The 25740-nt window shown below is 72.0% G+C and carries 24 protein-coding genes; 18 read left to right on the forward strand and 6 right to left on the reverse strand.

Annotated features, from left to right (window positions below; genetic code table 11):
• Positions 1 to 101: 101 nt before the first annotated feature.
• Positions 102 to 812: a L,D-transpeptidase family protein gene (locus ACZ499_RS20630; protein WP_468409209.1), complete on the reverse strand. Its 711-nt coding sequence runs from the start codon at positions 810 to 812 to the stop codon at positions 102 to 104.
• A gap of 196 nt (positions 813 to 1008) precedes the next feature.
• Here ACZ499_RS20630 and ACZ499_RS20635 point away from each other — a divergent pair, with 196 nt between their 5' ends.
• The 3 genes from ACZ499_RS20635 to lepB all read left to right on the forward strand — a co-directional run bounded on the left by ACZ499_RS20635 (position 1009) and on the right by lepB (position 4787).
• Complete coding sequence (locus ACZ499_RS20635) at positions 1009 to 2205, forward strand: argininosuccinate synthase (protein WP_468676842.1); 1197 nt, start codon at positions 1009 to 1011, stop codon at positions 2203 to 2205.
• A 105-nt stretch (positions 2206 to 2310) separates the two neighbouring features.
• Positions 2311 to 3738 (forward strand): argininosuccinate lyase, encoded by a 1428-nt coding sequence (gene argH / locus ACZ499_RS20640; RefSeq protein ID WP_468676843.1) that lies wholly within the window; start codon positions 2311 to 2313, stop codon positions 3736 to 3738.
• 119 nt (positions 3739 to 3857) lie between these two features.
• On the forward strand, positions 3858 to 4787 hold the full coding sequence (gene lepB, locus ACZ499_RS20645; protein WP_468676845.1) for a signal peptidase I: 930 nt from the start codon (positions 3858 to 3860) through the stop codon (positions 4785 to 4787).
• A 78-nt stretch (positions 4788 to 4865) separates the two neighbouring features.
• On the opposite strand, the gene ACZ499_RS20650 is transcribed toward lepB, so the two are convergent.
• Positions 4866 to 5372, reverse strand: coding sequence for a DinB family protein (locus ACZ499_RS20650; RefSeq protein WP_468676847.1), 507 nt, complete (start codon positions 5370 to 5372; stop codon positions 4866 to 4868).
• A gap of 117 nt (positions 5373 to 5489) precedes the next feature.
• On the opposite strand from ACZ499_RS20650, the gene ACZ499_RS20655 reads away from it, so the two are divergent.
• Entirely contained in the window at positions 5490 to 6041 is a 552-nt protein-coding gene (locus ACZ499_RS20655; RefSeq protein ID WP_468676849.1) for a TetR/AcrR family transcriptional regulator, read from the forward strand.
• Complete coding sequence (locus tag ACZ499_RS20660; protein ID WP_468676851.1) at positions 6038 to 7582, forward strand: MFS transporter; 1545 nt, start codon at positions 6038 to 6040, stop codon at positions 7580 to 7582. The genes ACZ499_RS20655 and ACZ499_RS20660 overlap by 4 nt, the downstream gene beginning before the upstream one ends.
• Before the next feature lie 236 nt (positions 7583 to 7818).
• Here ACZ499_RS20660 and ACZ499_RS20665 read toward each other — a convergent pair whose 3' ends face one another.
• A complete protein-coding gene (locus tag ACZ499_RS20665) occupies positions 7819 to 8490 on the reverse strand; it encodes a lysophospholipid acyltransferase family protein (protein ID WP_067155949.1) in 672 nt (223 codons plus the stop codon).
• Positions 8491 to 8743: 253 nt separating this feature from the next.
• Here ACZ499_RS20665 and ACZ499_RS20670 point away from each other — a divergent pair, with 253 nt between their 5' ends.
• From ACZ499_RS20670 to ACZ499_RS20680, 3 genes are all read left to right on the forward strand, one after another.
• Positions 8744 to 9910 (forward strand): glycerophosphodiester phosphodiesterase, encoded by a 1167-nt coding sequence (locus ACZ499_RS20670; RefSeq protein WP_385539861.1) that lies wholly within the window; start codon positions 8744 to 8746, stop codon positions 9908 to 9910.
• 96 nt (positions 9911 to 10006) lie between these two features.
• Positions 10007 to 10501, forward strand: coding sequence for a sigma-70 RNA polymerase sigma factor region 4 domain-containing protein (locus tag ACZ499_RS20675; RefSeq protein WP_468676854.1), 495 nt, complete (start codon positions 10007 to 10009; stop codon positions 10499 to 10501).
• Between the two features lie 36 nt (positions 10502 to 10537).
• Positions 10538 to 11041: a GNAT family N-acetyltransferase gene (locus tag ACZ499_RS20680; RefSeq protein ID WP_468409065.1), complete on the forward strand. Its 504-nt coding sequence runs from the start codon at positions 10538 to 10540 to the stop codon at positions 11039 to 11041.
• Between the two features lie 173 nt (positions 11042 to 11214).
• Here the strand turns inward: ACZ499_RS20680 and ACZ499_RS20685 are convergent, their stop codons facing one another.
• Positions 11215 to 11667, reverse strand: a complete 453-nt coding sequence (locus tag ACZ499_RS20685) for a hypothetical protein (protein WP_468409063.1) — start codon at positions 11665 to 11667, stop codon at positions 11215 to 11217.
• Between the two features lie 2 nt (positions 11668 to 11669).
• On the reverse strand, positions 11670 to 12029 hold the full coding sequence (locus tag ACZ499_RS20690; RefSeq protein WP_190089588.1) for a hypothetical protein: 360 nt from the start codon (positions 12027 to 12029) through the stop codon (positions 11670 to 11672).
• A gap of 548 nt (positions 12030 to 12577) precedes the next feature.
• On the opposite strand from ACZ499_RS20690, the gene ACZ499_RS20695 reads away from it, so the two are divergent.
• The 8 genes from ACZ499_RS20695 to ACZ499_RS20730 all read left to right on the forward strand — a co-directional run bounded on the left by ACZ499_RS20695 (position 12578) and on the right by ACZ499_RS20730 (position 23477).
• Entirely contained in the window at positions 12578 to 13648 is a 1071-nt protein-coding gene (locus ACZ499_RS20695; RefSeq protein ID WP_468676857.1) for a methionine ABC transporter ATP-binding protein, read from the forward strand.
• A complete protein-coding gene (locus ACZ499_RS20700; protein WP_371651342.1) occupies positions 13645 to 14313 on the forward strand; it encodes a methionine ABC transporter permease in 669 nt (222 codons plus the stop codon). The genes ACZ499_RS20695 and ACZ499_RS20700 overlap by 4 nt, the downstream gene beginning before the upstream one ends.
• 69 nt (positions 14314 to 14382) lie before the next feature.
• On the forward strand, positions 14383 to 15246 hold the full coding sequence (locus tag ACZ499_RS20705; protein WP_385539870.1) for a MetQ/NlpA family ABC transporter substrate-binding protein: 864 nt from the start codon (positions 14383 to 14385) through the stop codon (positions 15244 to 15246).
• Between the two features lie 162 nt (positions 15247 to 15408).
• Positions 15409 to 16065 (forward strand): GNAT family N-acetyltransferase, encoded by a 657-nt coding sequence (locus tag ACZ499_RS20710; protein WP_468409057.1) that lies wholly within the window; start codon positions 15409 to 15411, stop codon positions 16063 to 16065.
• A 114-nt stretch (positions 16066 to 16179) separates the two neighbouring features.
• On the forward strand, positions 16180 to 17400 hold the full coding sequence (gene cbiE, locus ACZ499_RS20715; RefSeq protein ID WP_468677077.1) for a precorrin-6y C5,15-methyltransferase (decarboxylating) subunit CbiE: 1221 nt from the start codon (positions 16180 to 16182) through the stop codon (positions 17398 to 17400).
• Between the two features lie 334 nt (positions 17401 to 17734).
• Positions 17735 to 21235 (forward strand): nicotinate-nucleotide--dimethylbenzimidazole phosphoribosyltransferase, encoded by a 3501-nt coding sequence (gene cobT, locus ACZ499_RS20720; protein WP_468676859.1) that lies wholly within the window; start codon positions 17735 to 17737, stop codon positions 21233 to 21235.
• 132 nt (positions 21236 to 21367) lie between these two features.
• Positions 21368 to 22597, forward strand: coding sequence for a uroporphyrinogen-III C-methyltransferase (gene cobA, locus ACZ499_RS20725; RefSeq protein ID WP_468676861.1), 1230 nt, complete (start codon positions 21368 to 21370; stop codon positions 22595 to 22597).
• A 64-nt stretch (positions 22598 to 22661) separates the two neighbouring features.
• On the forward strand, positions 22662 to 23477 hold the full coding sequence (locus tag ACZ499_RS20730) for a TrmH family RNA methyltransferase (RefSeq protein WP_468409051.1): 816 nt from the start codon (positions 22662 to 22664) through the stop codon (positions 23475 to 23477).
• A 6-nt stretch (positions 23478 to 23483) separates the two neighbouring features.
• Here ACZ499_RS20730 and ACZ499_RS20735 read toward each other — a convergent pair whose 3' ends face one another.
• Positions 23484 to 24683, reverse strand: coding sequence for a serine/threonine-protein kinase (locus tag ACZ499_RS20735; protein ID WP_468676863.1), 1200 nt, complete (start codon positions 24681 to 24683; stop codon positions 23484 to 23486).
• Positions 24684 to 24884: 201 nt separating this feature from the next.
• On the opposite strand from ACZ499_RS20735, the gene ACZ499_RS20740 reads away from it, so the two are divergent.
• Positions 24885 to 25151 carry a hypothetical protein gene (locus tag ACZ499_RS20740; protein WP_190089580.1) on the forward strand — a complete coding sequence of 89 codons (267 nt, stop codon included), beginning with the start codon at positions 24885 to 24887 and terminating at the stop codon, positions 25149 to 25151.
• Positions 25152 to 25338: 187 nt separating this feature from the next.
• Positions 25339 to 25548: a hypothetical protein gene (locus ACZ499_RS20745; protein WP_385539884.1), complete on the forward strand. Its 210-nt coding sequence runs from the start codon at positions 25339 to 25341 to the stop codon at positions 25546 to 25548.
• Positions 25549 to 25740 lie beyond the last annotated feature (192 nt).

Below are 25740 nucleotides of genomic sequence, written 5' to 3' on the forward strand. Positions count from 1 at the left end.
TACTGGTTGTATCGGGGTGATCCCGACAACGCGGCGAGCGTGCGTGCCAGACGCCGCCGGGCAGACGGGACTTTCGAAACACGCCCTAGGCGGGAGGCGGTTCAGTATCGCGTGATCGCGGTCGGCCCGGACGCCGTGCCGATCGCGATATGGGGGTGCTTGGCCGGGTCCGCCCAGGCCAGGATGCGGGCCATCGCGTCCGCCGGGACGGACACGCAACCGGCCGTCGCCCCCTTCCCGTTGATGTGCAGGAAGATCCCCGCACCCCGCCCGCGCACCGGCTGGTCGTAGTTGAACCCGACCACCAGGGCGCGGGCGTACTGCGTGGGGAAGGCGGTGATCCGCTCGGACTCGCTCGCGCGGCAGTCGGCGGGCAGGCCCTCCACCCAGCGGTTGTACGCCTGCGAGGCGGTGTCCTCGCACCACCAGGACTTGTCGGTGGCGCGGCGGTAGGAGAACCGGGTCCCGGCGGGCGCGGCCGTGGTGCCGAAGGCGTACGGCAGGTCGTAGAGGCCGGTCGGGGTGGTGCTGGTGCTCTGCTTGCGGGCGGTGCCCTCGACCAGGCCGTTGGAGCCGAACCTGGCGTCGGCCCGGCCCGCCACCACCCACAGCGGCCCGCGCTTGTTCCACCAGGTCACCGTGCCCGTGGTGGAGCCGGTGGACGATGCCTCGGCGGTGATCAGCTGGGTGCCGCCGCCGGTGTCGGCCATCCGGTTGGGCAGGTGCGGCGAGTGGAACGGGCGGGAGTCCGCCACGGCGGCCGGGGTCGCGAGCGCGAGCAGGGCCGCGCCGAGCGCGAGAGCGGTACGCATCATGCCCGAGACCGTACGCGGCCCGACCGCTGACGTCCTCTCAGGGGGCCGAACCGTTACCCCAGCCGTGTGGCCGACGGTCTCCCGACGGCCTGCCGGTGGACCCTCGCCCCCTCTCGTCGTACCTCCCGTTGACAAAACATACGGAGCACTGCATAGTTATACCCATCACCGAATGCACCGTAAGGAGAAACCCGTGACCGAGCGCGTCGTACTCGCCTACTCGGGCGGTCTGGACACCTCCGTCGCCATCGGCTGGATCGCCGAGGAGACGGGCGCCGAGGTCATCGCCGTTGCCGTGGACGTCGGCCAGGGCGGCGAGGACCTGGACGTCATCCGCAAGCGCGCGCTCGCCTGCGGTGCCGTCGAGGCCGAGGTCGCGGACGCGAAGGACGAGTTCGCCGACGAGTACTGCCTCCCGGCGATCAAGGCCAACGCCCTGTACATGGACCGTTACCCGCTGGTGTCGGCCCTCTCCCGGCCGACCATCGTCAAGCACCTGGTGGCCGCCGCCAAGAAGCACGGCGCCACCACGGTCGCCCACGGCTGCACCGGCAAGGGCAACGACCAGGTGCGGTTCGAGGCCGGTATCGCCGCGCTCGGCCCCGACCTGAAGTGCATCGCCCCGGTCCGTGACTACGCGATGACCCGGGACAAGGCGATCGCCTTCTGCGAGGCCAAGAACCTCCCCATCGCCACCACCAAGAAGTCGCCGTACTCGATCGACCAGAACGTCTTCGGGCGGGCCGTCGAGACCGGCTTCCTGGAGGACATCTGGAACGCGCCGATCGAGGACATCTACGAGTACACCTCGAACCCGGCCGAGCAGCGCGAGGCCGACGAGGTCGTCATCTCCTTCAAGGAGGGCGTCCCGGTCGCCATCGACGGCAGGCCCGTCACCGTGCTCCAGGCGATCCAGCAGCTCAACGAGCGCGCCGGCGGCCAGGGCATCGGCCGGATCGACATGGTCGAGGACCGGCTCGTGGGCATCAAGTCCCGCGAGGTGTACGAGGCGCCCGGCGCGATCGCGCTGATCACCGCCCACCAGGAGCTGGAGAACGTCACCGTCGAGCGCGAACTCGCCCGCTACAAGCGGCAGGTCGAGCAGCGCTGGGGCGAGATGGTCTACGACGGCCTGTGGTTCTCCCCGCTCAAGCGGGCCCTGGACGGCTTCATCAACGAGGCCAACCAGCACGTCACCGGCGACATCCGGATGACCCTGCACGGTGGCCGCGCCGTCGTCACCGGCCGGAAGTCCGAGGAGTCGCTGTACGACTTCAACCTCGCCACCTACGACTCGGGCGACACCTTCGACCAGTCCAAGGCGCAGGGCTTCATCGAGATCTTCGGCCTCTCGTCGAAGATCGCCGCGCGGCGTGATCTGCAGGCATAGCCTGACGTCGACCTGACGTAACGACGACTCGTCGGTATTGCCGCCTCCCCGATCCTCTGCGGCGGGGAGGCGGTCGCATATCCACCCTTGTGAGGAGCAACAGCTGTGAGCAGCAACAACGGTGACGTCCGGCTCTGGGGCGGCCGTTTCGCCGACGGTCCGGCCGAGGCGCTGGCGAAGCTGTCGGCGTCGGTCCACTTCGACTGGCGGCTCGCGCCGTACGACATCGCCGGTTCACGTGCTCACGCCCGAGTGCTCCACAAGGCGGGCCTGCTCACCGAGGACGAGCTCCAGCGGATGATCGCCGGCCTCGACCACCTGGAGGCCGACGTCGCCGACGGCTCGTTCGTCGGCACCATCGCGGACGAGGACGTCCACACCGCCCTGGAGCGGGGCCTCCTTGAGCGGCTCGGCCCCGACCTCGGCGGCAAGCTGCGCGCCGGCCGCTCCCGCAACGACCAGGTCGCCACGCTCTTCCGGATGTACCTGCGCGACCACGCCCGGATCATCGGCGGCCTGGTCGCCGAGCTCCAGGACGCGCTGGTCGGCCTCGCCGAGGCGCACCACGATGTGGCGATGCCCGGCCGCACCCACCTCCAGCACGCCCAGCCGGTCCTCTTCGCCCATCACGTGCTGGCCCACGTCCAGTCCCTGTCCCGGGACGCCGAGCGGCTGCGGCAGTGGGACGAGCGCACGGCGGTCTCCCCGTACGGATCGGGCGCGCTCGCGGGCAGCAGCCTCGGCCTCGACCCGGAGGCGGTCGCCGCCGACCTCGGCTTCGAGCACGGCAGCTCGGCCAACTCCATCGACGGCACGGCCTCCCGCGACTTCGTGGCGGAGTTCGCCTTCATCACCGCGATGATCGGCGTCAACCTCTCCCGGATCGCCGAGGAGGTCATCATCTGGAACACGAAGGAGTTCTCCTTCGTCACCCTCCACGACGCCTTCTCCACCGGCTCCTCGATCATGCCGCAGAAGAAGAACCCGGACATCGCGGAGCTGGCGCGTGGCAAGTCCGGCCGTCTGATCGGCAATCTGACCGGCCTGATGGCGACGCTGAAGGCGCTGCCGCTCGCGTACAACCGCGACCTCCAGGAGGACAAGGAGCCGGTCTTCGACTCCTGCGACCAGCTGGAGGTGCTGCTGCCCGCGTTCACCGGGATGATGGCGACCCTCACGGTCAACCGGGAGCGCATGGAGGAGCTGGCGCCCGCGGGCTTCTCGCTCGCCACGGACATCGCGGAGTGGCTGGTCAAGCAGGGCGTGCCGTTCCGGGTGGCGCACGAGGTCGCCGGGGAGTGCGTCAAGGTCTGCGAGGCGCAGGGCATCGAGCTCGACGAGCTCACCGACGACCAGTTCGCCAAGATCTCCGAGCATCTGACGCCGCAGGTGCGGACCGTCCTGAACGTCCCCGGCGCCCTCGCGTCCCGCAACGGCCGCGGCGGCACCGCCCCCTCGGCCGTCGCGGTCCAACTCGCCGAGGTCAAGGCCGACCTGACCGTCCAGCACGCCTGGGCCACCGCCAGGAAATGAGATACCGGTACGGGGTGTGCGCGCCGCGCATGCCCCGTACGGATGGACCGGGCCGCCGATGTAGATCAGCGGCACCCGTTTCGTGCGACGATGGTCCCTTCGGCGGTGAGGGAGTGGACGTGGGGGACGTGGCGGTCGGCGCGCAAGAAGGACACGGGGAGGCCGAGCGGCCCCAGCAGGGCCCCGAGGGACCCGAGGGGCTCGACCGGCCCCGGGGGACCGAGGGCACGGCGACGGCGTCCGAGGCGGTGCACGGCGAGCCGGCCGTGCCGGCCGGCGGGACCGCGCCGAAGACCGGCAAGCAGCGCTCCTTCTGGAAGGAGCTGCCGCTGCTCATCGGTATCGCGCTGATCCTCGCGCTGCTGATCAAGACGTTTCTGGTGCAGGCGTTCTCGATCCCCTCGGACTCGATGCAGAACACGCTGCAGCGCGGTGACCGGGTCCTGGTGGACAAGCTGACGCCGTGGTTCGGCTCCGAGCCCGAGCGTGGCGAGGTCGTCGTCTTCCATGACCCGGGCAACTGGCTCCAGGGCGAGCCGACGCCGCAGCCCAACGCCGTTCAGAAGGTGCTCAGCTTCGTCGGACTGATGCCGTCCGCCGAGGAGAAGGACCTGATCAAGCGGGTCGTCGCGGTCGGCGGGGACACCGTGGAGTGCAAGGGCACCGGCCCCCTGAAGGTCAACGGCAAGGCGCTGAACGAGCCGTACGTCTTCGCCGGGAACACCCCGTGCAGCACGGACCCGGAGAGCCAGTTCAAGATCACGGTGCCCAAGGGCCGCATCTGGGTCATGGGCGACCACCGGCAGAACTCGGCGGACTCCCGCTACCACCAGGAGCAGCCGGGCGGCGGCTCGGTGCCGGTCGACAAGGTCGTCGGGCGCGCGCTCGTCATCGCCTGGCCGATCAACCGCTGGGACACGCTTCCGGTGCCGAGCACCTTCGGCCAGTCGGGCATCGGCACGGTCGCGGCGGCGGCGCCCGCCGCGCTCGGCCTGCTCGGCGCGGCCCCGATCGTGCTGCTGCGCAGGCGCCGGCGCAGCACCCGCTGACGAGGTACGGGCAGGGCCCGGACAGCCTGTGAAGGCGGTCCGGGCCCTTTGCGTTGCCGCTGCGCGCCCGTACGCCGGTTACGCCCCGACCGTCCCGTCGATCCCCTCGCGCAGGAAGTCCGCGTGGCCGTTGTGGCGGGCGTACTCCAGCGTCACGTGCACCATCACGAGCCGCAGCGAGACGTCCGTGTCCCACCGGGAGGCATGGACGACCGCGTCGAGCGACTCGGCCTCGCGCTCTATGCGGCGGGAGTGCTCGACCTCGGCCTGCCACCGTTCGAACGCGTCCGTCCGGCCGGCGCCGCTGGCGTCGTACGCCACCTGGTAGTCGTTCACGTCCGAGTAGACCAGCGTGATGTCCTCGCCGTTGACGACCTTGCGGAACCAGGTGCGCTCCACCTCCGCCATGTGCCGTACGAGACCGAGCAGCGAGAGCGTCGAGGGCGGCATGGACTTCGCGCGCAGCTCGTCGTCGGTCAGGCCCTCGCACTTCATCGCGAGCGTCGCGCGGTGGTAGTCCAAGAAGGCCCGCAGCGTCTCGCGCTCACCGGCGAGCAGGGGCGGCGGGACGCGGTTGTCGGTCACTTGGGGTTCCTTCCGAGCGTGTTGAGGGGGCGCCCGTCAGGCTAGTGAGCCAAGGGGCCGTGAGTCGACAGGTTTTCGAATGAGACACTGGCGTCTCATTCAGGCTATGGTTGTCTCATGACAGTGGACCGCGACCAGGTACTGCGTTCGGCAGCCGCCCTGCTCTCCCGCAAATCGACCGCCACGATGGACGAGGTGGCCCGCGCCGCCGGCATCGGACGCGCCACCCTGCACCGCCACTTCGCCGGCCGCGACGCGCTGGTCAGGGCGCTGGAGAACTTCGGCATCGAGCGGTTCGAAGCCGCCCTGGACGCGGCCCGGCTGGACGAGGGACCCGCCCCCGGGGCGCTGCGCCGGCTGATCGCCGAGGTGGAGCCCGCGGCCGGGCTGCTCGCCTTCCTGGTCACCGAGAACCAGCTCTTCGAGGGCGACCAGATGAACGAGGGCTGGGCCCGGCTCGACGCCCGCGTCTCCGCGCTCTTCCGGCGAGGCCAGGAGCAGGGCGACTTCCGGATCGACCTCACCCCGGCGTGGCTCACCGAGGCCCTGTACGGCCTGATCGGCACCTGCGCCTGGGCGGTCCAGGTCGGCCGGGTCGCCGCCAACGACTTCCAGTACATGATCGTCGAGTTGCTGCTCGGCGGAGCGCGACGGAGCGTGGAGAAATGACCAGTACCGACCGGCGGGTCAAGCCCGGCCATGATGTGCGCCAACCGGGTCGCTGGCTCGCCCTCTCCGTGCTCGTACTGGCCGTGCTCCTCGTCGCGGTCGACGCGACCGTGCTCGGACTCGCCACCCCGTTCCTCAGCGAGGACCTGAAGCCGTCCGGCCCGCAGCTGCTGTGGATCGGCGACATCTACTCGTTCGTCATCGCGGGCCTGCTCGTCTCGATGGGCAGCCTCGGCGACCGGATCGGCCGCAAGCGGCTGCTGCTCTGCGGCGCGGTGGCCTTCGGCGCGGTCTCGGTGCTCAACGCGTACGCCTCAAGCCCCGAGATGATGATCTTCGCGCGGGCGCTCCTCGGCGTGGCGGGGGCGACCCTGATGCCGTCCACCCTGGCACTGATCCGGAACATCTTCCACGACCCCCGCGAGCGCAGCCTGGCCGTCGGCATCTGGGGCGCGGCGGCCTCGGCGGGCGCCGCCGTCGGGCCGGTCGTCGGCGGCTTCCTCCTGGAGAACTTCTGGTGGGGCTCGGTCTTCCTGATCAACCTGCCCGTGATGGCCGTGCTCGTGCTCGTCGGCATCAAGCTGCTCCCCGAGTCGCGCGACCCCGACCCGGGCCCGTGGGACGTGGTCAGCGTCCTGCTGTCGCTGGTGGGCATGGTCGCGATCGTGTACGCGGTGAAGGAGGCGGCGGCCAACGGCTTCGGCGTGGAGATCGCCGGGGTGGCGGCGGTGGGCGTGCTGGCCCTGGTCTGGTTCGTACGCCGCCAGCTGACGCTCGACTCACCGCTGCTGGACATACGGCTCTTCCACCACCGCGGCTTCTCCGGCGCGGTCCTGGCCGATCTGCTGACCATCCTGGGCCTGTCCGGCCTGGTGTTCTTCCTCTCCCAGTTCCTCCAACTGGTCCAGGGGCGCTCGCCGTTGGAGGCCGGGCTGATCGAACTGCCCGCGGCCGTGGGCGCGGTGGGCGCCGGACTCGCGGCGGGCCATGCGGCCCGCCGGGCCTCGGTGCGCAGCGCGGTCGCCGTGGGGCTGGCGGCGGTGGGCGCGGCCCTCGCGGCCTGTGTGGCGATCACGGCCGACACGGGGGTCGTCGCCCTCGGGATCGCGCTGTTCGCGGGCGGCCTGGGAGCCGGCCTCGCCTTCACGGTCACCGCCGACGTGATCCTCTCCAGTGTGCCGAAGGAGCAGGCCGGGGCGGCGTCGGCGGTCTCCGAGACCGCGTACGAACTGGGCGCGGCCCTCGGGATCGCGCTGCTCGGCTCGGTGGTCACGGGCATCTACCGCGGCTTCGAGGCCCCGGCGGGCCTGCCCGCGGGGGTCTCCGAGGAGGCCCACGACTCGCTCGGCGGCGCGGTGGAGTCGGCCGCGCGACTCCCGGCGGAGCAGGCGGCCCCGATGCTGTCGGCCGCCCGGGACGCCTTCACGGACGGCTTCCAGACGGCCGCGGCCGTCGGCAGCACGGTCCTGTTCGCGACGGCGGTGGCGGCGTGGTTCCTGTTGCGGGGCCAGAAACTGGAGGAGGGCCTGGAGCACCCCTGAGCCCTGTAGCGGCTCGCCGCGCGGTCGTGCCCAGCCACGAGTGCCCCAAAGGGGCGCGGGGAACTGGGCGCTCAGCCCAGCACGGTCCGCGGTGGACAGACGGCCTGATAAGGGGTGCGGGGAACTGCGCGAGCAACCACAGACGGTCCGCACCTGAAGAGCAACCTCTTCGCCTGCGGACCGTGCGTGGCTGGGCGCGCAGTTCCCCGCGCCCCTGAAAGACAGAAGACCGGCGGCTACGCCGCCTTCGCCTTCGTGGCGTACATGTCCACGTACTCCTGCCCGGACAGCCGCATGACCTCCGCCATCACCGAGTCCGTGACGGCCCGCAGCACATAGCGGTCCCGGTCCATGCCCTCGTACCGCGAGAACTCCATCGGCTCGCCGAAGCGGACCGTCACCTTGCCGGGCCGCGGCAGCCCCGCCCCGCTCGGCTGGATCTTGTCCGTGCCGATCATCGCGAACGGCACGACCGGCGCACCGGTCATCAGGGTCAGCCGCGCGATGCCGGTGCGGCCGCGGTACAGACGGCCGTCGGGGGAGCGGGTGCCCTCCGGGTAGATGCTGAAGACCTTGCCCTCTTCCAGGACCTGACGCCCCGTCATCAGCGCCGCGACACCGCCGTGGCCGCCGTCGCGGTTGACCGGGATCATGCCGACGCCGCTGAAGAACCACGCCATCAGCCGGCCCTTGAGACCCTTGCCCGTGACGTACTCGTCCTTGCCGATGAAGTACACCGGACGGTCCAGGCACACCGGCATGATCATCGAGTCGATGAACGTCAGGTGGTTGCCCGCGAGGATGACCGGACCCGTCCCCGGAATGTTCTCGACGCCCTCCACCTGCGGACGGAACATCAGGCGCATGATCGGTCCGAGCACTGCCTTGATGAGCGCGAGTCGGGACAACGCTTCCTCCGGGGTCGTGGGCTGGGGTCCGCGCGGAATGAGGTCCGCGCAGGTGAGGACGATACTCGCGGGCCGCGTCTGATCGCACATCGGGTTCACGGAGTGGATACGCGATGTTGACGTGTGTTTACGCCACGTTCCGCCCCCATTGGCCGTGGGGGCTCCCCTCCTTAAGGGGTGTACGCCTACGCTCGTCCCCTCCCGTTGACAGGTTCGGGACACGCGGAACAACAGGCACTTCCAAGGAGCGTTCATGACACAGGGTGAGCGGATGAGCCCCGGGCGGCGCACCGTGCTCGGCGCGGCGGTTCTGGGCACGGCGGCCGCCGGGCTGCCCGCCGCGGCCGCGAGCGCGCAGACCCGGCAGGGGCACGGCGACGCCCGTCGCCACGGCACGTACAAGGACCTGCCGGTCCCGTACGTGATCGGGCACCGCGGCACCGCCGGGTACCGCCCCGAGCACACCCTCGGCTCCTACCAGCACGCCCTGGACCTCGGCGCGCACGTGATCGAGCAGGACCTCGTCCCCACCAAGGACGGGCATCTGGTCTGCCGTCACGAGAACGACATCACCGCAACCACGGACGTCGCCGACCACCCCGGGTTCGCCGCCCGCAAGGCCACCAAGACCATCGACGGCGTGGCCGTCACCGGCTGGTTCACCGAGGACTTCACGCTCGCCGAGCTCAAGACCCTGCGCGCCAAGGAGCGGCTGCCCGCCGTCCGTCAGCGCAACACGCTCTACGACGGCCGCTGGGAGGTGCCCACCTTCGAGGAGGTCCTCCAGTGGGCCGAGCGCGAGGGCCGCCGCCTGGGCCGTCGCATCTGGCTGCACACCGAGACCAAGCACCCCACCTACTTCCGGGGTCTCGGCCTTCCCCTGGAGGACCGGGTCGCCAAGCTGCTGCGCCGCTACGGACGCCATCGCGCCGACTCCCCGCAGTTCCTCCAGTCCTTCGAGCCCAGCAGCATCCAGCGGCTGAGCCGCCTGGTCGACACCCCGTCGGTCGTGCTGCTCTCCGGCACCGGCACCCGGCCCTGGGACTTCGTGGTGAGCGGCGACCCGCGCACGACCGACGACCTGGTCAAGCCCGAGGGCCTGAAGTGGATCGCCTCGTACGCGCAGGGCATCGGCCCGACCCTGGACCTGATCGTCCCCAAGGACGCGGCGGGCCGGCTCACCAAGCCGACCACCCTGGTCGCGGACGCCCACGCGCACGGCCTCGTCCTCCACCCGTACACGATGCGCGACGAGAACACCTTCCTGCCCGCCGACTTCCGGCGCGGCACCGACCCCAACGCCTACGGGGACGCCTTCGGGGCCTTCAAGGCGTACTTCGCGACCGGCATCGACGCGGTCTTCTCCGACAACGCGGACACCGCGCTGCTCGCCGCGGCGGACTTCCGCGCGAAGCGCTAGCCCCGTACCGGTAGCTCTCGTATACGAGTCTTCACTTACGGGTGAGATGCGGCCGCCGTCGAAACCGCCTCGCGCGGTGGTCGCGTCCCGCCCGGCATGGACCTCGTCAAAGAGCTGAGCCCGCTGCTGGCCGCCGAGGCCGCCGCGGAGGCGCCGGGCGCCGGAGTCGACCCCGCCGACCTCGAACAGGACGTCTGGGTGCGTCTGCTGGAAATCCGTCCGGCGGACCCCGTGCCGTGGGTGCGTTGGGCCGTTCGGGCGGAAGCGAGACGGGCCCGCCGCCGGGCGCGGCGCGAACTGCCGTTCGCCGCTGAACCGGCCGCCGACCCGGAAACAGGCCCGGAACGCCAGGTTCTGAGCGAGGAACTGAGCAGTGCTCTGCGTACGGCCGTGGCCAGAACTCCGGGGAACTGCCCGCGCCTGCTGACCGCACTTCTTTCGCCCAGCGACCTCACCTACCGCGAAATCGCAGGGGAGTTGGATATCTCACAGGGGAGTCTGGGGCCGATGCGTTCCCGTTGCCTGGGATGCCTGCGCAGAATGCTCGCGGCGGAGGTTGCTGCTCCTGGACTGCGGGGAATGGAGCGTTAGACAACCGGCGGACAGGTGAGCGGAAGGCATGCACACATGGGCATGAGTGTGATCATCTCTGCGGCGCGTGAAGGCGACTGCGAGCAGATCCTCAAGCTTCAGTACCTCTGCTACCAGAGCGAGGCGGAGCTCTACGGCGACTACTCCATCGAGCCGCTCACCCAGACGCTCGACGGTTTGCGCAGCGAGCTCGGGCGCGGGTACGCGCTGGTGGCGCGGCTCGGCGACGAGGTGGTCGCCTCGGTCAGAGGCAGCGTGGACGCGTCGGGCACCGGCCGGATCGACAAGCTGATCGTGCACCCCCGGATGCAGGGGCACGGCCTGGGCAGCCGGCTGCTGAGCGCCATAGAGGACCACTTCGCCGGCCAGCTGTCGGCCAAGAGGTTCCAGCTCCTCACGGGGCATCGCAGCGATTCCAACCTGCGGCTGTACCGCAAGCACGGCTACGCGCAGGTCTCCACCGAGGCACTGAGCCCCCGCCTGTCGCTGGTCACCCTGGAGAAGGAGGCGTCGGCCCGGGAGTTCGTCGCGAGCGCCTAGGGCGTGTTTCGAAAGTAGCGTCGTCCGCCCGAAGGGCGGGCCCGGCGGCGTCTGGTGCGTGCGATCGCAAGGCGGAGGGTCGCCCCGATACTGGTTGTATCGGGGTGATCCCGACAACGCGGCGAGCGTGCGTGCCAGACGCCGCCGGGCAGACGGGACTTTCGAAACACGCCCTAGGCCTGGGCGGCTGCCGTCTCGTCCCGGTTCCTGCGCAGCCACAGCATGCCCAGGACCGGCAGGATCACCGGGATGAGCAGGTAGCCCGCGCCGTAGTCCGACCAGACCGTGGCATCGGGGAACGCGGACTTGTCCGCGAGCGTCCAGGTGCCCACGGTCAGGACGAAGACCAGCTCGGCGGCGCAGCACACCAGCGCCGTGCGGCGCAGCCGCTCGCCGCCGCGTACCAGCGAGAACGTGATGAACCCGTACACCACGGCGGCCACGGCCGAAAGCACGTACGCCAGCGGTGCCTTGCCGAAGTCCTGGATCATCTGGACGACCGAGCGGGAGGCGGCGGCGACGGTGAACACCCCGTAGAACCAGACCAGTACGCGGCCGGGGCCGCTGCCCAGCTTCCTGCCGTCGGACTCGTTCCGCCCCGTGGACTCGGTGGTGGACTCGGCCACGGTCACCCTCCCCAGATGTCGTAGAGACGCACTTCGAGCACCGCGAGCACCACCGCGCCGGCCGAGACCGTCACGGAGCCCCACTTGGTCCGCTCGCTCAGCGAGAGCAGACCCGCCGCCGGGACCGCCGCGAACGAGCCCACCAGATAGGCGATGAAGATCGCCATGCCCTGGTCGGGCCGCTCGCCCCGTCCCAGCTGCACGATGCCGACCACGAGCTGGGCCAGGGCCAGCACGGAGACCACGGCCATGCCGATGAAGTGCCAGTCCTTGGTGGGCTGGTCCCGGTAGGCGGCGAAGCCGCACCAGGCGGCGAGGGCGAGCGCGGCGGCGGCGACCGCGACCGTCAGGGCGTCAAGCATGAGAACGAGCGTATTACGGCCCGAAGCACCCGATGCGCCCGCCCCGGGCGGGACCGGCCGGGGCGGGCGGGCCGCCGTGGCCTTGGCCACAGGACGCCGTCACCCGGGAGGCCGCGGCCGCTGTCGGCGGGGATGCGTTGCCGGGAGCATCGGCCCAGGCCAGACGGGGGAGGAGGGCGTTGACCTGGGCGTCCTCCTCGTCCGCCGGTCGTGCCGATGGTGTCCGTATGGCGGTCCATTGATGTCCGGAATACGGACAGCGTTGATCCGCTCTTCGCTCCTTCTGCTTTACTTCGTGCATGACCACGACGAGCAGCCGCACCCTTGCGACCGAGGCGATGAACACGCCCGGTGCTCGTTGTATGTGTCGAATGTGCGCCTTCTGAGGGCCCCCGCCTGAGCCTCGCGCCCCGAAGCGAGACCCATGAGCCATGCCCGCGCACGCCATGCCTCCCGGTTACCACCGATGTGGCTGTGACGCGTCCCGAACACGAATGCCCCGTGCCCGGCGGACACCGCGCCGCGCACTCGACAGTGACGGAAATCCTGTGATCACCACTACGGGCCTCACCAAGGTCTACCAGTCGCGCGGCCGTGAGGTCACCGCCCTGGACGGCGTAGACCTCCATGTCCGCGAGGGCGAGGTCTTCGGCGTCATCGGCCAGAGCGGCGCCGGCAAGTCCTCCCTCATCCGCTGCGTCAACCTCCTGGAGCGGCCGACCACCGGCACGGTGACCGTCGACGGCGTCGACCTCACCGCGCTCGCCGGGCGCGGCCGCCGCGCCGGCAAGGAGCTGCGCCAGGCGCGCAGCCGTATCGGCATGGTCTTCCAGCACTTCAACCTGCTCTCCGCACGCAATGTGCAGGACAACATCGAGCTGCCGCTGGAGATCCTCGGCGTCTCCGGCAAGGAGCGCTCCCGCAAGGCCCTCGAACTCCTCGACCTGGTCGGCCTCGCCGACAAGGCCAAGGCGTACCCCGCCCAGCTCTCCGGCGGCCAGAAGCAGCGCGTCGGCATCGCCCGCGCCCTGGCCGGCGATCCCAAGGTGCTGCTCTCCGACGAGGCGACCAGCGCGCTGGACCCGGAGACCACCCGCTCCATCCTCCAGCTGCTGCGCGACCTCAACCAGCAGCTCGGCCTCACCGTGCTGCTCATCACCCACGAGATGGACGTCGTCAAGACGGTCTGCGACTCGGCCGCGCTGATGAAGCGGGGCAGGATCATCGAGTCCGGCACCGTCGGCGAACTCCTCGCAACCCCCGGCTCCGAGCTCGCCGCCGAGCTGTTCCCGGTGACCGGCGAGGCCACCGGCCCCGAGCGGACGGTCGTCGACGTGACCTTCCACGGCGAGTCGGCGACCCAGCCGGTCATCTCGCAGCTGGCGCGCACGTACAACGTCGACATCTCGATCCTCGGCGCCGCGATGGACACCGTCGGCGGCAGGCAGATCGGCCGGATGCGCATCGAGCTGCCCGGACGGTACGAGGAGAACGTCGTCCCGGTCGGCTTCCTGCGCGAGCAGGGCCTCCAGGTCGACGTCGTCGAATCCGACGTGGCCGACGCCGCAGTGGACATCCCGGCGCAGATCGCCGCCCCGGTCAAGGAAGGTGCCAAGTGAGCTGGTCCGAGATGCAGCCGCTGCTGTCCCAGGGAACCATCGACACCCTCTACATGGTGCTCTGGTCCAGCCTGGTCACCGTCGCGGGCGGACTGCCGCTGGGTGTGCTGCTCGTACTCACCGACAAGGGCGGGCTGCTCCAGAACCGCCCGGTGAACAAGGTCATCGGCGTGATCGTGAACATCGGCCGCTCGATGCCGTTCATCATCCTGCTGATCGCGCTGATCCCCTTCACCACCTGGGTGGTCGGCACCTTCATCGGCCCCAGCGCGATGATCGTGCCGCTCGCCGTCGGCGCCATCCCGTTCTTCGCCCGGCTCGTGGAGACCGCGATCCGCGAGGTCGACCACGGACTGGTCGAGGCCGTCCAGTCGATGGGCGGCTCCATCCCCACCATCGTCGGCAAGGTGCTGCTCCCGCAGGCGCTTCCCTCGCTGATCGCCGCGCTCACCACCACCGTGATCACGCTGGTCAGCTACTCGGCGATGGCCGGCGCGGTCGGTGGCGAGGGCCTCGGCTCCAAGGCCATCACCTACGGCTTCCAGCGCTTCGAGACCCCGTTCATGCTCATCACCGTCGGTGTGCTGATCGCCATCGTCACCGTGGTCCAGCTGATCGGCGACGGCGCCGTACGGCTACTGGCCCGCCGGGGCCGCACCTCCTGAACTTTCCTCCGCAGAGCCCGCACTCCTTGTCCGGGCGACCACCCGCACCACCAGAAAGAGGCACTTTTCGTGCGCAACAACATCAAGATCACCGCCGCTGCCGCCGCCACCGCCGCCCTCGCCTTCGGCCTCACGGCCTGCGGCACGGCCTCCGACCCCAAGCCGTCGAGCGCCAAGGGCGCCTCCTCCGACACCTCCAAGGCGCTCGTCGTCGCGGCGTCCCCGACCCCACACGCCGACATCCTGAACTTCGTCAAGAAGAACCTGGCCGAGAAGGCCGGACTCAAGCTGGAGGTGAAGGAGTTCACGGACTACGTGCTGCCGAACACCGCGACCCAGCAGGGCCAGGTCGACGCCAACTTCTTCCAGCACAAGCCGTACCTCGACGACTTCAACAAGAAGAACCACACGACGATCGTGCCCGTCGTGAACGTCGAGCTGGAGCCGCTCGGCCTCTACTCCAAGAAGGTCAAGTCCGCCAAGGAGCTCACCTCCGGGCAGACGATCGCGGTCCCGAACGACACCACCAACGAGGGCCGTTCGCTCCAGCTGCTCGCCTCCCAGGGCCTGATCACGCTGAAGGAGGGCGTCGGCACCTCCGCCAAGCTCTCCGACATCAAGGACAGCAAGGGCCTGAAGTTCAAGGAGATCGAGGCCGCCACGCTGCCCCGCGCCCTGAACGACGTCGACGCCGCGGTCATCAACGGCAACTACGCCATCGAGGCCAAGCTCAGCCCAGCCAAGGACGCGCTCGTCCTGGAGAAGGCCGACGGCAACCCGTACGCCAACTTCCTCGCCGTCAAGAAGGGCAACGAGGCCGACCCGCGGATCCAGAAGCTCGCCCAGCTCCTCAACTCCGACGAGGTCAAGAAGTTCATCCAGGACAAGTACCAGGGTTCGGTCATCCCGGCCTTCGGTGCCGTCAAGTCCTGACCCCCGCCGGTCAGTTCCCGCCACCGCGCCGGGGCCCCGCACCCCGCACGGTGCGCGGGGCCCCGGCGTGGTCGTCCACCTCCCGGGCGTCCCCCCGGCCATGCACATCCCCGCGCCGATGCTGCATGCTGTGCCTTTACGGCCTGACGACCGTCCCCCGGCATGGAGCGGCACATGACTACCCCGACCCCGGTGTTCCCGGACATCTCCATCAGCACGGACCGGCTGGTGCTGCGCGCCTTCGACGAGGACGACATCCCGGCGCACATCGAGATGATGAACGACGAGCAAGTCATCGCCTGGACCTCCGTGCCCCAGCCCTACACGGCCCGCGACGCCCTGGAGTTCGTACGCCTGCACGCCCCCGCCGAGCGCACCTCGGGGCGCGGGATCGTCTTCGCCGTCACCGAGTTCCTCACCCAGCGCCTGGTCGGTGTCATCCACCTGCAGAACACCAACTGGCGCACCCTGGCCACCGAGGTCGGCTACGTCGTCGCCCCCTGGGCGCGCGGCGAGGGCTATGCCACCGAGGCCGTGCTCGCCGCCGCGCAGTGGCTCTTCCGGGACCAGCGCTTCGAGCGCGTCGAGCTGCGCACCGCCGCCGACAACACCGCCTCCCAGCAGGTCGCGCAGAAGATCGGCTGCATCAGCGAGGGCGTGCTGCGCAACGCCTGGATAGCGCGGACGCAGACGGAGGACGGCGGCTGGGCGGACATCCGCACCGACCTGATCGTGTGGAGCCTGCTCCCCGAGGACCTCGACGGCGTCGCCGACCAGCTGGCGGACGCCGGATACGCCTCGTACGCCGACTGGAACTGAGTCGGTCCCGTCCCTCGCTCGCCCGACCGCACCCCCGCCGCACCAGGTACTCTCACCGTGGCCGGGCCCACCGGGGCCGCCCCGGCCTGCGACAACTCCAGGAGACTGACGACGATGGCCGACCGCGTCACGGTGATCGGCTGGGACGGTTCGCCGCTCACCTCGGCGGCCAGGTCCGCGCTGTCCGCCGCCACCCTGGTGGCCGGCGCCGCCCACCACCTGGCGCTGCCCGAGGTGCCGCCGCGCGCCGAGCGGATCCGCCTCGGCAGCGTCGACCTCGCCGCCCGCCGCATCGCCGGCCACCGCGGCAGCGCGGTCGTCCTGGCCGACGGCGACCCCGGGTTCTTCGGCGTCGTACGCACCCTGCGCGCCCCCGAGCACGGCCTGGAAGTCGAAGTGGTGCCCGCCGTCTCGGCTGTGGCTGCCGCGTTCGCCCGGGCCGGGATGCCCTGGGACGACGCCCAGATCGTCGTCGCCCACCGCCGCACCCTGCGCCGGGCCGTCAACGTGTGCCGGGCGCACAACAAGGTCGCCGTCCTCACCTCGCCCGGCGCCGGGCCCGCCGAGCTCGCCCTGCTCCTCGAAGGCGTCCACCGCACCTTCGTCATCTGCGAGGAGCTCGGCAGCGAGCGCGAGCAGGTCACCGTCCTCACCTCCGACAAGGTCGCCGACCACGCCTGGCGCGACCCCAACCTGGTCATCGTGATCGGCGGCGGCGGCCACGGCGCCGTACCGGGATCCGGCTGGATCGCCGGACGCGACCCGGGCCACCCGCAGCAGGTGCGCGGCTGGGCGCTGCCCGCGCACGAGTACGGGGACGGGCTCGGCCCGGGCGAATCGGCCGGTCTGCGCGCCGCCCAGCTGGCCCGGCTCGGCCCGCGCACCGGCGACCTCGTCTGGGACATCGGCTGCGGCAGCGGGGCGCTGGCCGCCGAGGCCGCCCGGTTCGGGGCCGCCGTCATCGCCGTCGACGCCGACCCGGACGCCTGCGCCCGCACCGAGGCCGCCGCGCGCCGCTTCGGCGTCCAGCTCCAGGTACGGGCGGGCCGCGCCCCGCACGTACTGGAGTCGCTGCCCGAGCCCGACGTCGTCCGCGTCGGCGGCGGGGGGGCGGAGGTCGTCTCCGCGTGCGCCGACCGCCGCCCGGAACGGATCGTCGCGCACGCCACCACCCGCGACGGCGCCGAGGCGATCGGGGCCGCCCTCGAAGCCGGCGGGTACGACGTGGAGTGCGCCCTCCTCCAGTCCGTCGAGCTGGACACGAGCGCCTGGTCGGAACGCGAACGCTCGGTCGCTTTCCTGCTCTCCGGAAGGCGCCGGGAAAGGTCCCTGTGATCTCTCCGGCGTGTCGTCCGGGGTAGGCTGGCCGACTGTTGTACCGCACCGGGCCGTTCGGCGCTAGGTTCGTCAATGTCCGGAATGGGGACCGGTTTGGACCCTGTCGCGGTACGTCGGATCCTGGGGAAGCGCAACGTGGCGCACCCCACACGTTCCGTGGCCGAGACGGGGCGCCAGGTCGGCGATCTCCCGCGAGAATGCTTTGTGTTCGCGGGACGTTCGCACCGCGCGGCGGACCCGCTCGTTCTTGTTGACGGGGGCGGGGCGCGCCGTGTGCGGGCGGTCCCCGGGCGCAGGCCGAGGAAGCACTACAGATGGGCGAGGGGTACGCATGACTGACACCGGCCAGGTCCCGGGCGAGGGACTGCCGGAGGACGCAGGCATGGTGGAGCAGCCGGGCGTCCCCGCTCCCGGCGCGTACACCTTCCTCGACCCCTCCGACGGTTCGGCGCTCGGCGCGGACGACGACGACCTCCTGCTGATGCCCGGCGCCCAGGGCGCCTGGATCGACCCGCAGTCCGCGCCCGCCCCGCTCGCGGCCCCCGTGCCGGTGCCCTCCCCGGCGCACGCCGCCCCCGCCGCCCCCGCCCCGGAGCAGCCCGCCGAGCCCGGCGCCCACGAGGCCGGCGGACGCGACTCCGGTTCGGTGGACCTGGGCGCCGTCCGCGCCCAGTCCGCGACGCCCCCGCCCCCGCGCCGCCCGCTGCACATGGGCCCGCAGGTGCCCGACGCCTCCGGCGGTGTCGTACGGTCCCTCGCCGACCGCGGCCCGGCCGCCGGCGCCCCGGCGAACCCGGCCCCGGCAGGCACCCCCGGCCCGCCGACCGCCGGCCCCGAATACCTGGACGTGCCCCGCGAGGAGGCGGCGGCGCCCCGGCCCGCCCCCCAGCTGAGCGAGCTCCCGCCGCAGGGCGCGACGCCGTGGGAGTCCGTGCCGCCGCAGGAGGCCGTGGAGGCCCCGGCGCCGCAGCCCGCGCCCGAGCCGCAGCCGGCCCAGCGGATCCGGCAGCCCGAGCCCGTACGGGCCGAGGCCGCTGTGCCGCAGGCCGTGCAGCCTCAGCCGTCCCTTGCGCAGCCTGAACCCCAGCAGTCACAGAGTGGGCTGGTCAGCCCCGCAGAAACGGTCGTCCCGGAGGAGTTCGTGGCGGCCGGGGTGCCCGTCCACGCCGTCGCCGCCGAGCAGCCGTCGCCGGTGATGGCGCCGTTGCCGCCGGTCTCGCCCGTCGCGTCGGTACCGGCCGTACAGCCGCCCGCCGTCGGTCAGTTCGTGGCGGTGGAGGGCTCGGTCCCGACCGGGCCGCATCTGGCCCCGTCGCCGGTGCAGCCGGTCGCCGCACCCGCTGCCGAGCACGCGCCCGTACCCGAGCCCGCCCCGGTGCCCGTCGCCGAGCCGGTGGCAGTGCCGGTCGTGGCAGCCGCGTCGGAGCCGTCGCAGGCGCCGCCGCAGATCCCTCAGCCAGTGCAGCCCTCTCAGCCCGAGGGCGGGCAGCCGGAGCCGGTGGCCGTGCCGGTCGTCGAGCCCGTGGCGCCGGTGGCGCCCGTGGCCGTGGGCCCCGTGGCCGTGGAGGAGAACGAGGTCGCGGAAGCCGTGGCCGAGCCCGTCGCGGTCGCGGCGGTGCCGGAGCCGGTCGCCGAGCCCGTCGCCGTGGCACCGGAAGCCGTGGAGCCCGTGGAGGCGCCGGCGCCCGCCGGGCCCGTGGCCGAGGTCCAGGAGCAGGGCCAAGTCCAGGTCCAGGTCCAGGTGCTGGACGCGGTCGAGCCGCAGGCCGTGCCCGTCCCGGCCGCCGCGCCGCCGGTCGTGCCCGCACCCCGTGCCGAGTCCGTCCCGGAGCCGCAGCCCGAGACGGTCCCGGCGGCCCCCGGGGCACCGGCTCCCGTGCTGGTCACGGACGAGCCCGAGCCCCTGGCCGCCGAGGCCGGGCCGGAGCAGGCCGCGCCCGCGCCCGTGATCATCGAGGACGACGAGGACGCGGCCGAGGAGATCACCCCGGTTGCCCCGGCCGCCGACGCCGTCGAACAGGGCGAGCCGCTCCAGACCGACGCGGCCCCGGAGCCCGGGAGCGCCGACGCGGACGACGAGGACGCCTGCGCCGAGCCGGGCGCCCCGGCCCCCGGCTACGCCGACGCCGAGCGCGAGGCCGTGCTGCGCGTGATGCGCGAGCGGCGCGACATCCGCAACGGCTTCCGCAGCGACCCCATCCCGCACGAGGTGCTGCTGCGCGTCCTGGAGGCCGCGCACACCGCCCCCAGCGTGGGCCACTCGCAGCCCTGGGACTTCGTGGTCATCCGGTCCGCCGAGACCCGCCGCACCATGCACGAGCTCGCCCAGCGCCAGCGCGACGCGTACGCGAAGTCGCTGCCCAAGGGCCGCGCCAAGCAGTTCAAGGAACTGAAGATCGAGGCCATCCTCGACACTCCGGTGAACATCGTGGTCACCGCCGACCCCACCCGCGGCGGCCGCCACACCCTGGGCCGCTACACCCAGCCGCAGATGGCCCCGTACTCCTCGGCGCTCGCCGTCGAGAACCTCTGGCTCGCCGCCCGCGCCGAGGGCCTCGGCGTCGGCTGGGTCAGCTTCTTCGACGAGCGGGAGATGGTCCGCGCGCTCGGCCTGCCCGAGCACCTGGAGGTCGTCGCGTACCTCTGCGTGGGGTACGTGGACGAGTTCCCGGAGGAGCCCGAGCTGATGCAGGCGGGCTGGTCCAAGCGGCGCCCGCTGTCCTGGGTGGTCCACGAGGAGACGTACGGCCGCCGCGCGCTGCCCGGCGAGGACCCGCACGACCTGCTCCAGGAGACCGTCGCCAACATCCGCCCGCTGGACGCCAAGGCGCTCGGCGAGGCGTGGGAGCGGCAGAAGCGGATGACCAAGCCGGCCGGTGCGCTTGGCATGCTGGAGATCATCGCCGCGCAGCTGAGCGGCCTTTCCCGCAAGTGCCCGCCGCCGATCCCGGAGCCCGCCGCCGTGGCGATCTTCGCGGGCGACCACGGTGTGCACGCCCAGGGCGTCACCCCCTGGCCGCAGGAGGTCACCGGCCAGATGGTCGCCAACTTCCTGGGCGGCGGCGCGGTCTGCAATGCGTTCGCCAACCAGGTCGGCGCCGAGGTCTGCGTCATCGACGTGGGCGTGGCGAGCGAACTCCCGGCCACCCCGGGGCTGCTGCCCCGCAAGGTGCGCCCCGGCACCGGCGACATGACCACCGGGCCCGCCATGACCCGCGAGGAGGTCATCGCGGCCGTCGAGGTGGGCATCGAGACCGCCCGCGACCTGGTGGCGGCTGGCAACAAGGCGCTCCTCACCGGCGAGATGGGCATCGCCAACACCACCGTGTCGGCCGCCCTGATCTCCCTCTACACGGGTGTCGACGCGGCCGAGGTCACCGGCCGCGGCACCGGCATCAACGACGAGACGCACGCCCGCAAGGTCGATGTTGTCCGCCGCGCCCTGGAGCTGCACAGCCCGGACCCGGCCGACCCGATCGGCGTCCTCTCCGGGATCGGCGGCCTGGAGCACGCCGCCATGGTCGGCTTCATCCTCGGCGGCGCCTCGCTGCGTACGCCGGTGATCCTGGACGGCGTGAGCGCGGGTGCGGCGGCCCTGGTCGCCCGGGCCATCGCACCGGAGTCCCTGGCGGCGTGCATCGCGGGCCACCGCAGCGCGGAGCCCGGCCATGTCGCGGCCCTGAACAAGCTGGGCCTGCGCCCGCTGGTCGACCTGGACCTGCGCCTCGGCGAGGGCACCGGCGCCCTCCTCGCCCTGCCGCTGGTCCAGAGCGCGGCCCGGGCGATGCACGAGGTCGCGACCTTCGACTCGGCCGGAGTTACCGAGAAGTAGCCACTGTCGTACCCGGTGTGCCCGCCCGTTCCGCAGTACGGAACGGGGGGCGCGCCGGGCGACGGTCCGCAGACAATGGGGTCCGGGGCGACGCCCCGGCCTCCGACGACGCCGCACCAGGAGCCACCCGCCATGGCAGAACACCCCGCGTACCCCGTAGGCCTGCGTCTCACCGGCCGGCGCGTAGTCGTCATCGGCGGCGGCCAGGTGGCCCAGCGTCGCCTCCCGGCCCTGATCGCGGCCGGCGCCGACATCGTCCTGGTCTCCCCCGGCGCCACTCCCTCCGTCGAGGCCATGGCGGACACCGGCGAGATCACCTGGCACCGCCGGCCGTACGAGGACGGCGACCTCGCGGACGCCTGGTACGCCCTGATCGCCAGCAGCGACACCGAGGCCAACCGGCTCGCCTCCGCCGAGGCCGAGCGCCACCGCGTCTGGTGCGTACGCTCCGACGACGCCGGCCAGGCCACCGCCTGGACCCCGGCCACCGGCCGCAGCGAGGGCGTCACGGTCGCCGTGCTCACCGGCGGCGCCCCCGACCCCCGCCGCACCGCCGCCATCCGCGACGCGGTGGTCGAGGGCCTGCGCGACGGCACCCTGGTCGCCCCGCAGCACCGCACCCGTACCCCCGGCGTCGCCCTGGTCGGCGGTGGCCCCGGCGACCCGGACCTGATCACCGTGCGAGGCCGCCGGCTGCTCGCCGAGGCCGATGTGGTCATCGCCGACCGGCTCGGCCCGCGCGACCTGCTCGACGAACTCCCGCCGCACGTCGAGGTGATCGACGCCGCGAAGATCCCGTACGGCCGGTTCATGGCCCAGGAGGCCATCAACAACGCGCTGATCGAGCACGCCAAGGCGGGCAAGGCGGTGGTCCGGCTCAAGGGCGGTGACCCGTACGTCTTCGGCCGCGGCATGGAGGAGCTCCACGCGCTCGCCGAGGCGGGCATCCCGTGCACGGTCGTCCCGGGCATCTCCAGCTCGATCTCGGTGCCGGGCGCGGCCGGGATCCCGGTCACTCACCGGGGCGTGGCGCATGAGTTCACCGTGGTCAGCGGCCATGTGGCCCCCGACGACGCCCGCTCGCTCGTCGACTGGGAGGCGCTCGCCCGGCTCACCGGCACGCTGGTGATCCTGATGGGCGTCGACAAGATCGGCGCGATCGCCCGGACGCTGATCGCCCACGGCAAGAACCCCGAGACGCCCGTGGCCCTCGTCCAGGAGGGCACCACCGCCGCCCAGCGCCGGGTCGACGCGACCCTCGCCACCGTGGGGGAGACTGTGACCACGCAGGACGTGCGGCCGCCGGCCGTCATCGTGATCGGTGACGTCGTCGCCGTGGGTCCTGCCCGACCCACTACGTAACCCGCGGTAACGGATCTCGGTCCGGGCCGTTGGCACCACACCCAGGACAAGGCAGTATCACCCTGTGGCTGATCTCATCACCATCGACGACCCCGACGACCCGCGCCTGCGCGACTACACGGGCCTGACCGACGTCGAGCTGCGGCGCAGGCGCGAGCCCGCCGAGGGCCTGTTCATCGCCGAGGGCGAGAAGGTCATCAGACGCGCCAAGGACGCCGGTTACGAGATGCGGTCCATGCTGCTCTCCGCCAAGTGGGTCGACGTCATGCGCGACGTCATCGACGAGCTCCCGGCGCCGGTCTACGCGGTCAGCCCCGACCTCGCCGAGCGCGTCACCGGCTACCACGTGCACCGCGGCGCCCTCGCCTCGATGCAGCGCAAGCCGCTGCCGACGGCCGAGGAGATCCTCGCGACGACCCGCCGGGTCGCGGTGATGGAGGCCGTGAACGACCACACCAACATCGGCGCGATCTTCCGCAGCGCGGCCGCCCTCGGCATGGACGCGGTGCTGCTCTCGCCGGACTGCGCCGACCCGCTCTACCGCCGCTCGGTGAAGGTCTCCATGGGCGCGGTCTTCTCCGTCCCGTACGCGCGACTTGAGGCCTGGCCCAAGAGCCTGGCGACCGTGCGCGAGGCGGGCTTCCGGCTGCTCGCCCTCACCCCGGACGAGAAGGCCTCCGTCATCGACGAGGCGGCGCCGCACCGGCTGGACAAGGTGGCCCTGATGCTCGGCGCGGAGGGCGACGGGCTCTCCACCCAGGCCCTGGTCGCGGCCGACGAATGGGTCCGCATCCCGATGGCCCACGGCGTCGACTCGCTCAACGTGGGCGCGGCCGCCGCCGTCGCCTTCTACGCGGTGGCGACGGGCCGCCCCGCGTAACGCTCGCTACAACTGCTGCGCCGCCGCGATCCCCAGCGCCACGATCAGTGTGACCACGAAGAACACGATCAGACGCTGGCGCAGCAGCCGCGGGTTGGCGGGGCGCAGCCGGCCCGTGCCGGTACGGGCGCCGGTACGGGGCCCGGGGCGGCCGTTGGTACGGCTGGGGGAGTGCGTGCCGGACCGGGGCGCGGGCGGGCGCGAGCCGCCCGTGCGCGGGGCCTGCGCCCGCTGGCCCGCGCCAGTGCCCCGGCCGGTGTCGGTGTAGCGCTGGGTGCGCTCGTCGTGCTCGTACCGCTCGGTGCGCTCGCTCAGCCGCCCGGTGGCGCGTTCCGCCTCGGAGCGGTCGCGCTGGGCGGGCGGGCGCGCGTCCAGGCCGCCGCCCTGCGCCTCCCGCGCCGCGATCTCCTTGAGCCGCATCGAGAGCTGGAGCGTGCTGGGACGCTCCTCCGGGTCCTTGGCCAGGCAGGCCCGCACCAGCGGCGCCAGCGCGTCCGGCACCCCGTGCAGCTGCGGCTCCTCGTGCACGACCCGGTAGAGCATGACCTCTGAACTGCCGTGCCCGAAGGGCGAGTCGCCCATCGCCGCGTACGCAAGCGTCGCGCCCAGCGAGAAGACGTCCGTGGCGGGCGTGACCGCCGCGCCGCGCACCTGCTCGGGTGCGAGGAAGCCGGGCGATCCCACCGCCGTGCCGACATGGGTCAGCGTGGAGGCGCCGGTCGCCCAGGCGATGCCGAAGTCGATGATCCTGGGGCCCTTGGGGGAGAGCAGGATGTTGGACGGCTTGAGGTCCCGGTGCACCACACCGGCCTCGTGGACCGCCACCAGGCCCTCGGAGAGCGCGGCGCCGATCGCGGCGGTCTCGGACGCGGCCAGCGGGCCCTCCTCGGCGACCTTGTCGTGGAGCGAGGGGCCCGGCACGTACTGCGTCGCGAACCAGGGGCGGTCGGCCTCCAGGTCGGCCGCGACCAGCCGGGCCGTGCAGCCGCCGCGGATGCGCCGGGCCGCCGACACCTCGCGGGCGAAGCGCGAGCGGAACTCCTGGTCCTCGGCGAGGTCCGGCCGGATCACCTTCAGCGCGACCCGCTGGCCGCGCCGGTCGGAGCCGAGGTAGACGACACCCATGCCACCCGCGCCGAGGCGCCGGTGGAGCCGGAACGAGCCGACGACACGCGGGTCCTCGCGCCGGAGCCGCATCATCGCCATTTTCATCCCCGCTGCCCGGTCCTGTTGACGTGGCACAGCTTACGTACCCCCGGGCCGGTGTGCTCATAGGCCGCGCCCTCGCGCACCCATCGATTGTCAGTGCCCGGTGGGAAACTTGAAGAGTGGTCAGCAAGCCGCCGTGCGGGGCGAGCTGGCGCGAGCGTGATCTCAACCGTCCGTCGCAGAAGGGGGATTGGATCAGTGAAGGGTGACCGCGTGGAGATAGTCGTGGACGCGGGTGACACGACACGGACGTACGAAGTGGTGGCAAGCCGGGCGGGTCGCAGGGTGGAGACGGCGGTCCGCAGAGGGGTGGTGGAAGTGAGCGAAGTCACCCGTAGTGGCACGGTGGTGCGCACCGCGCGCTTCATGGCGAACCGGGTCCTGGCCCTGGTCGAGCAGCCCGTCCCCAGGGAGGACGCGTCGGAGGCGCAGGCCCGTCCCCTCCGGGAAGACCCCAAGTCCTAGGACGGCGTCTCCACCCAGGGGAGTACGAGAGTGGGGACGCACTCATCCCCTGGGAGGCCCGGCAATCGGTACGAGGGCATGACGCCCGGCGTCCGCCGTTTCCCTAATGTTGAGGTCAAGCGGCGGGCGCAGCACTCGTCCCCCGAGGTCAGACGCCCGCCGCTGCCCGATCGACAGGAGAGGGACCATGGCGGACACGGCAACGCGGACGGTTCTCCGCACGCAAGGACGCAGGGCTTACGCCGCGGCGTTCGGTGTCCGCCGGTCCGGCCCGCGCCACCCCTTGGTGGCGACGGCCATGGCCCTTCCCCTGGCGGCCCTGCTGACAGTCGTCTTCGGCGGCTGGGACGCGGTGGCCACACAAGCGTCGTCCGTGGGCGTGATGCTGGGGCGCTGAGCGGCGCCCCGGACCCGGTAGAGCGGACCGGGTCGGGGACATCCGGCCATTTTCAGCCCCGTGGGGACGGGGGTGCGGCGGACGGCAGAAAAGGCGTTGGGGGACGGGGGGGGGGGGGTCCGGGAAAAACCTTTTCATGGGGGGGTGCGCCAGCCGCCAAGGAAGGGGGCATACCGCCCCCGGAAAAAAACC

The organism is Streptomyces sp. NPDC031265, from assembly GCF_055570295.1.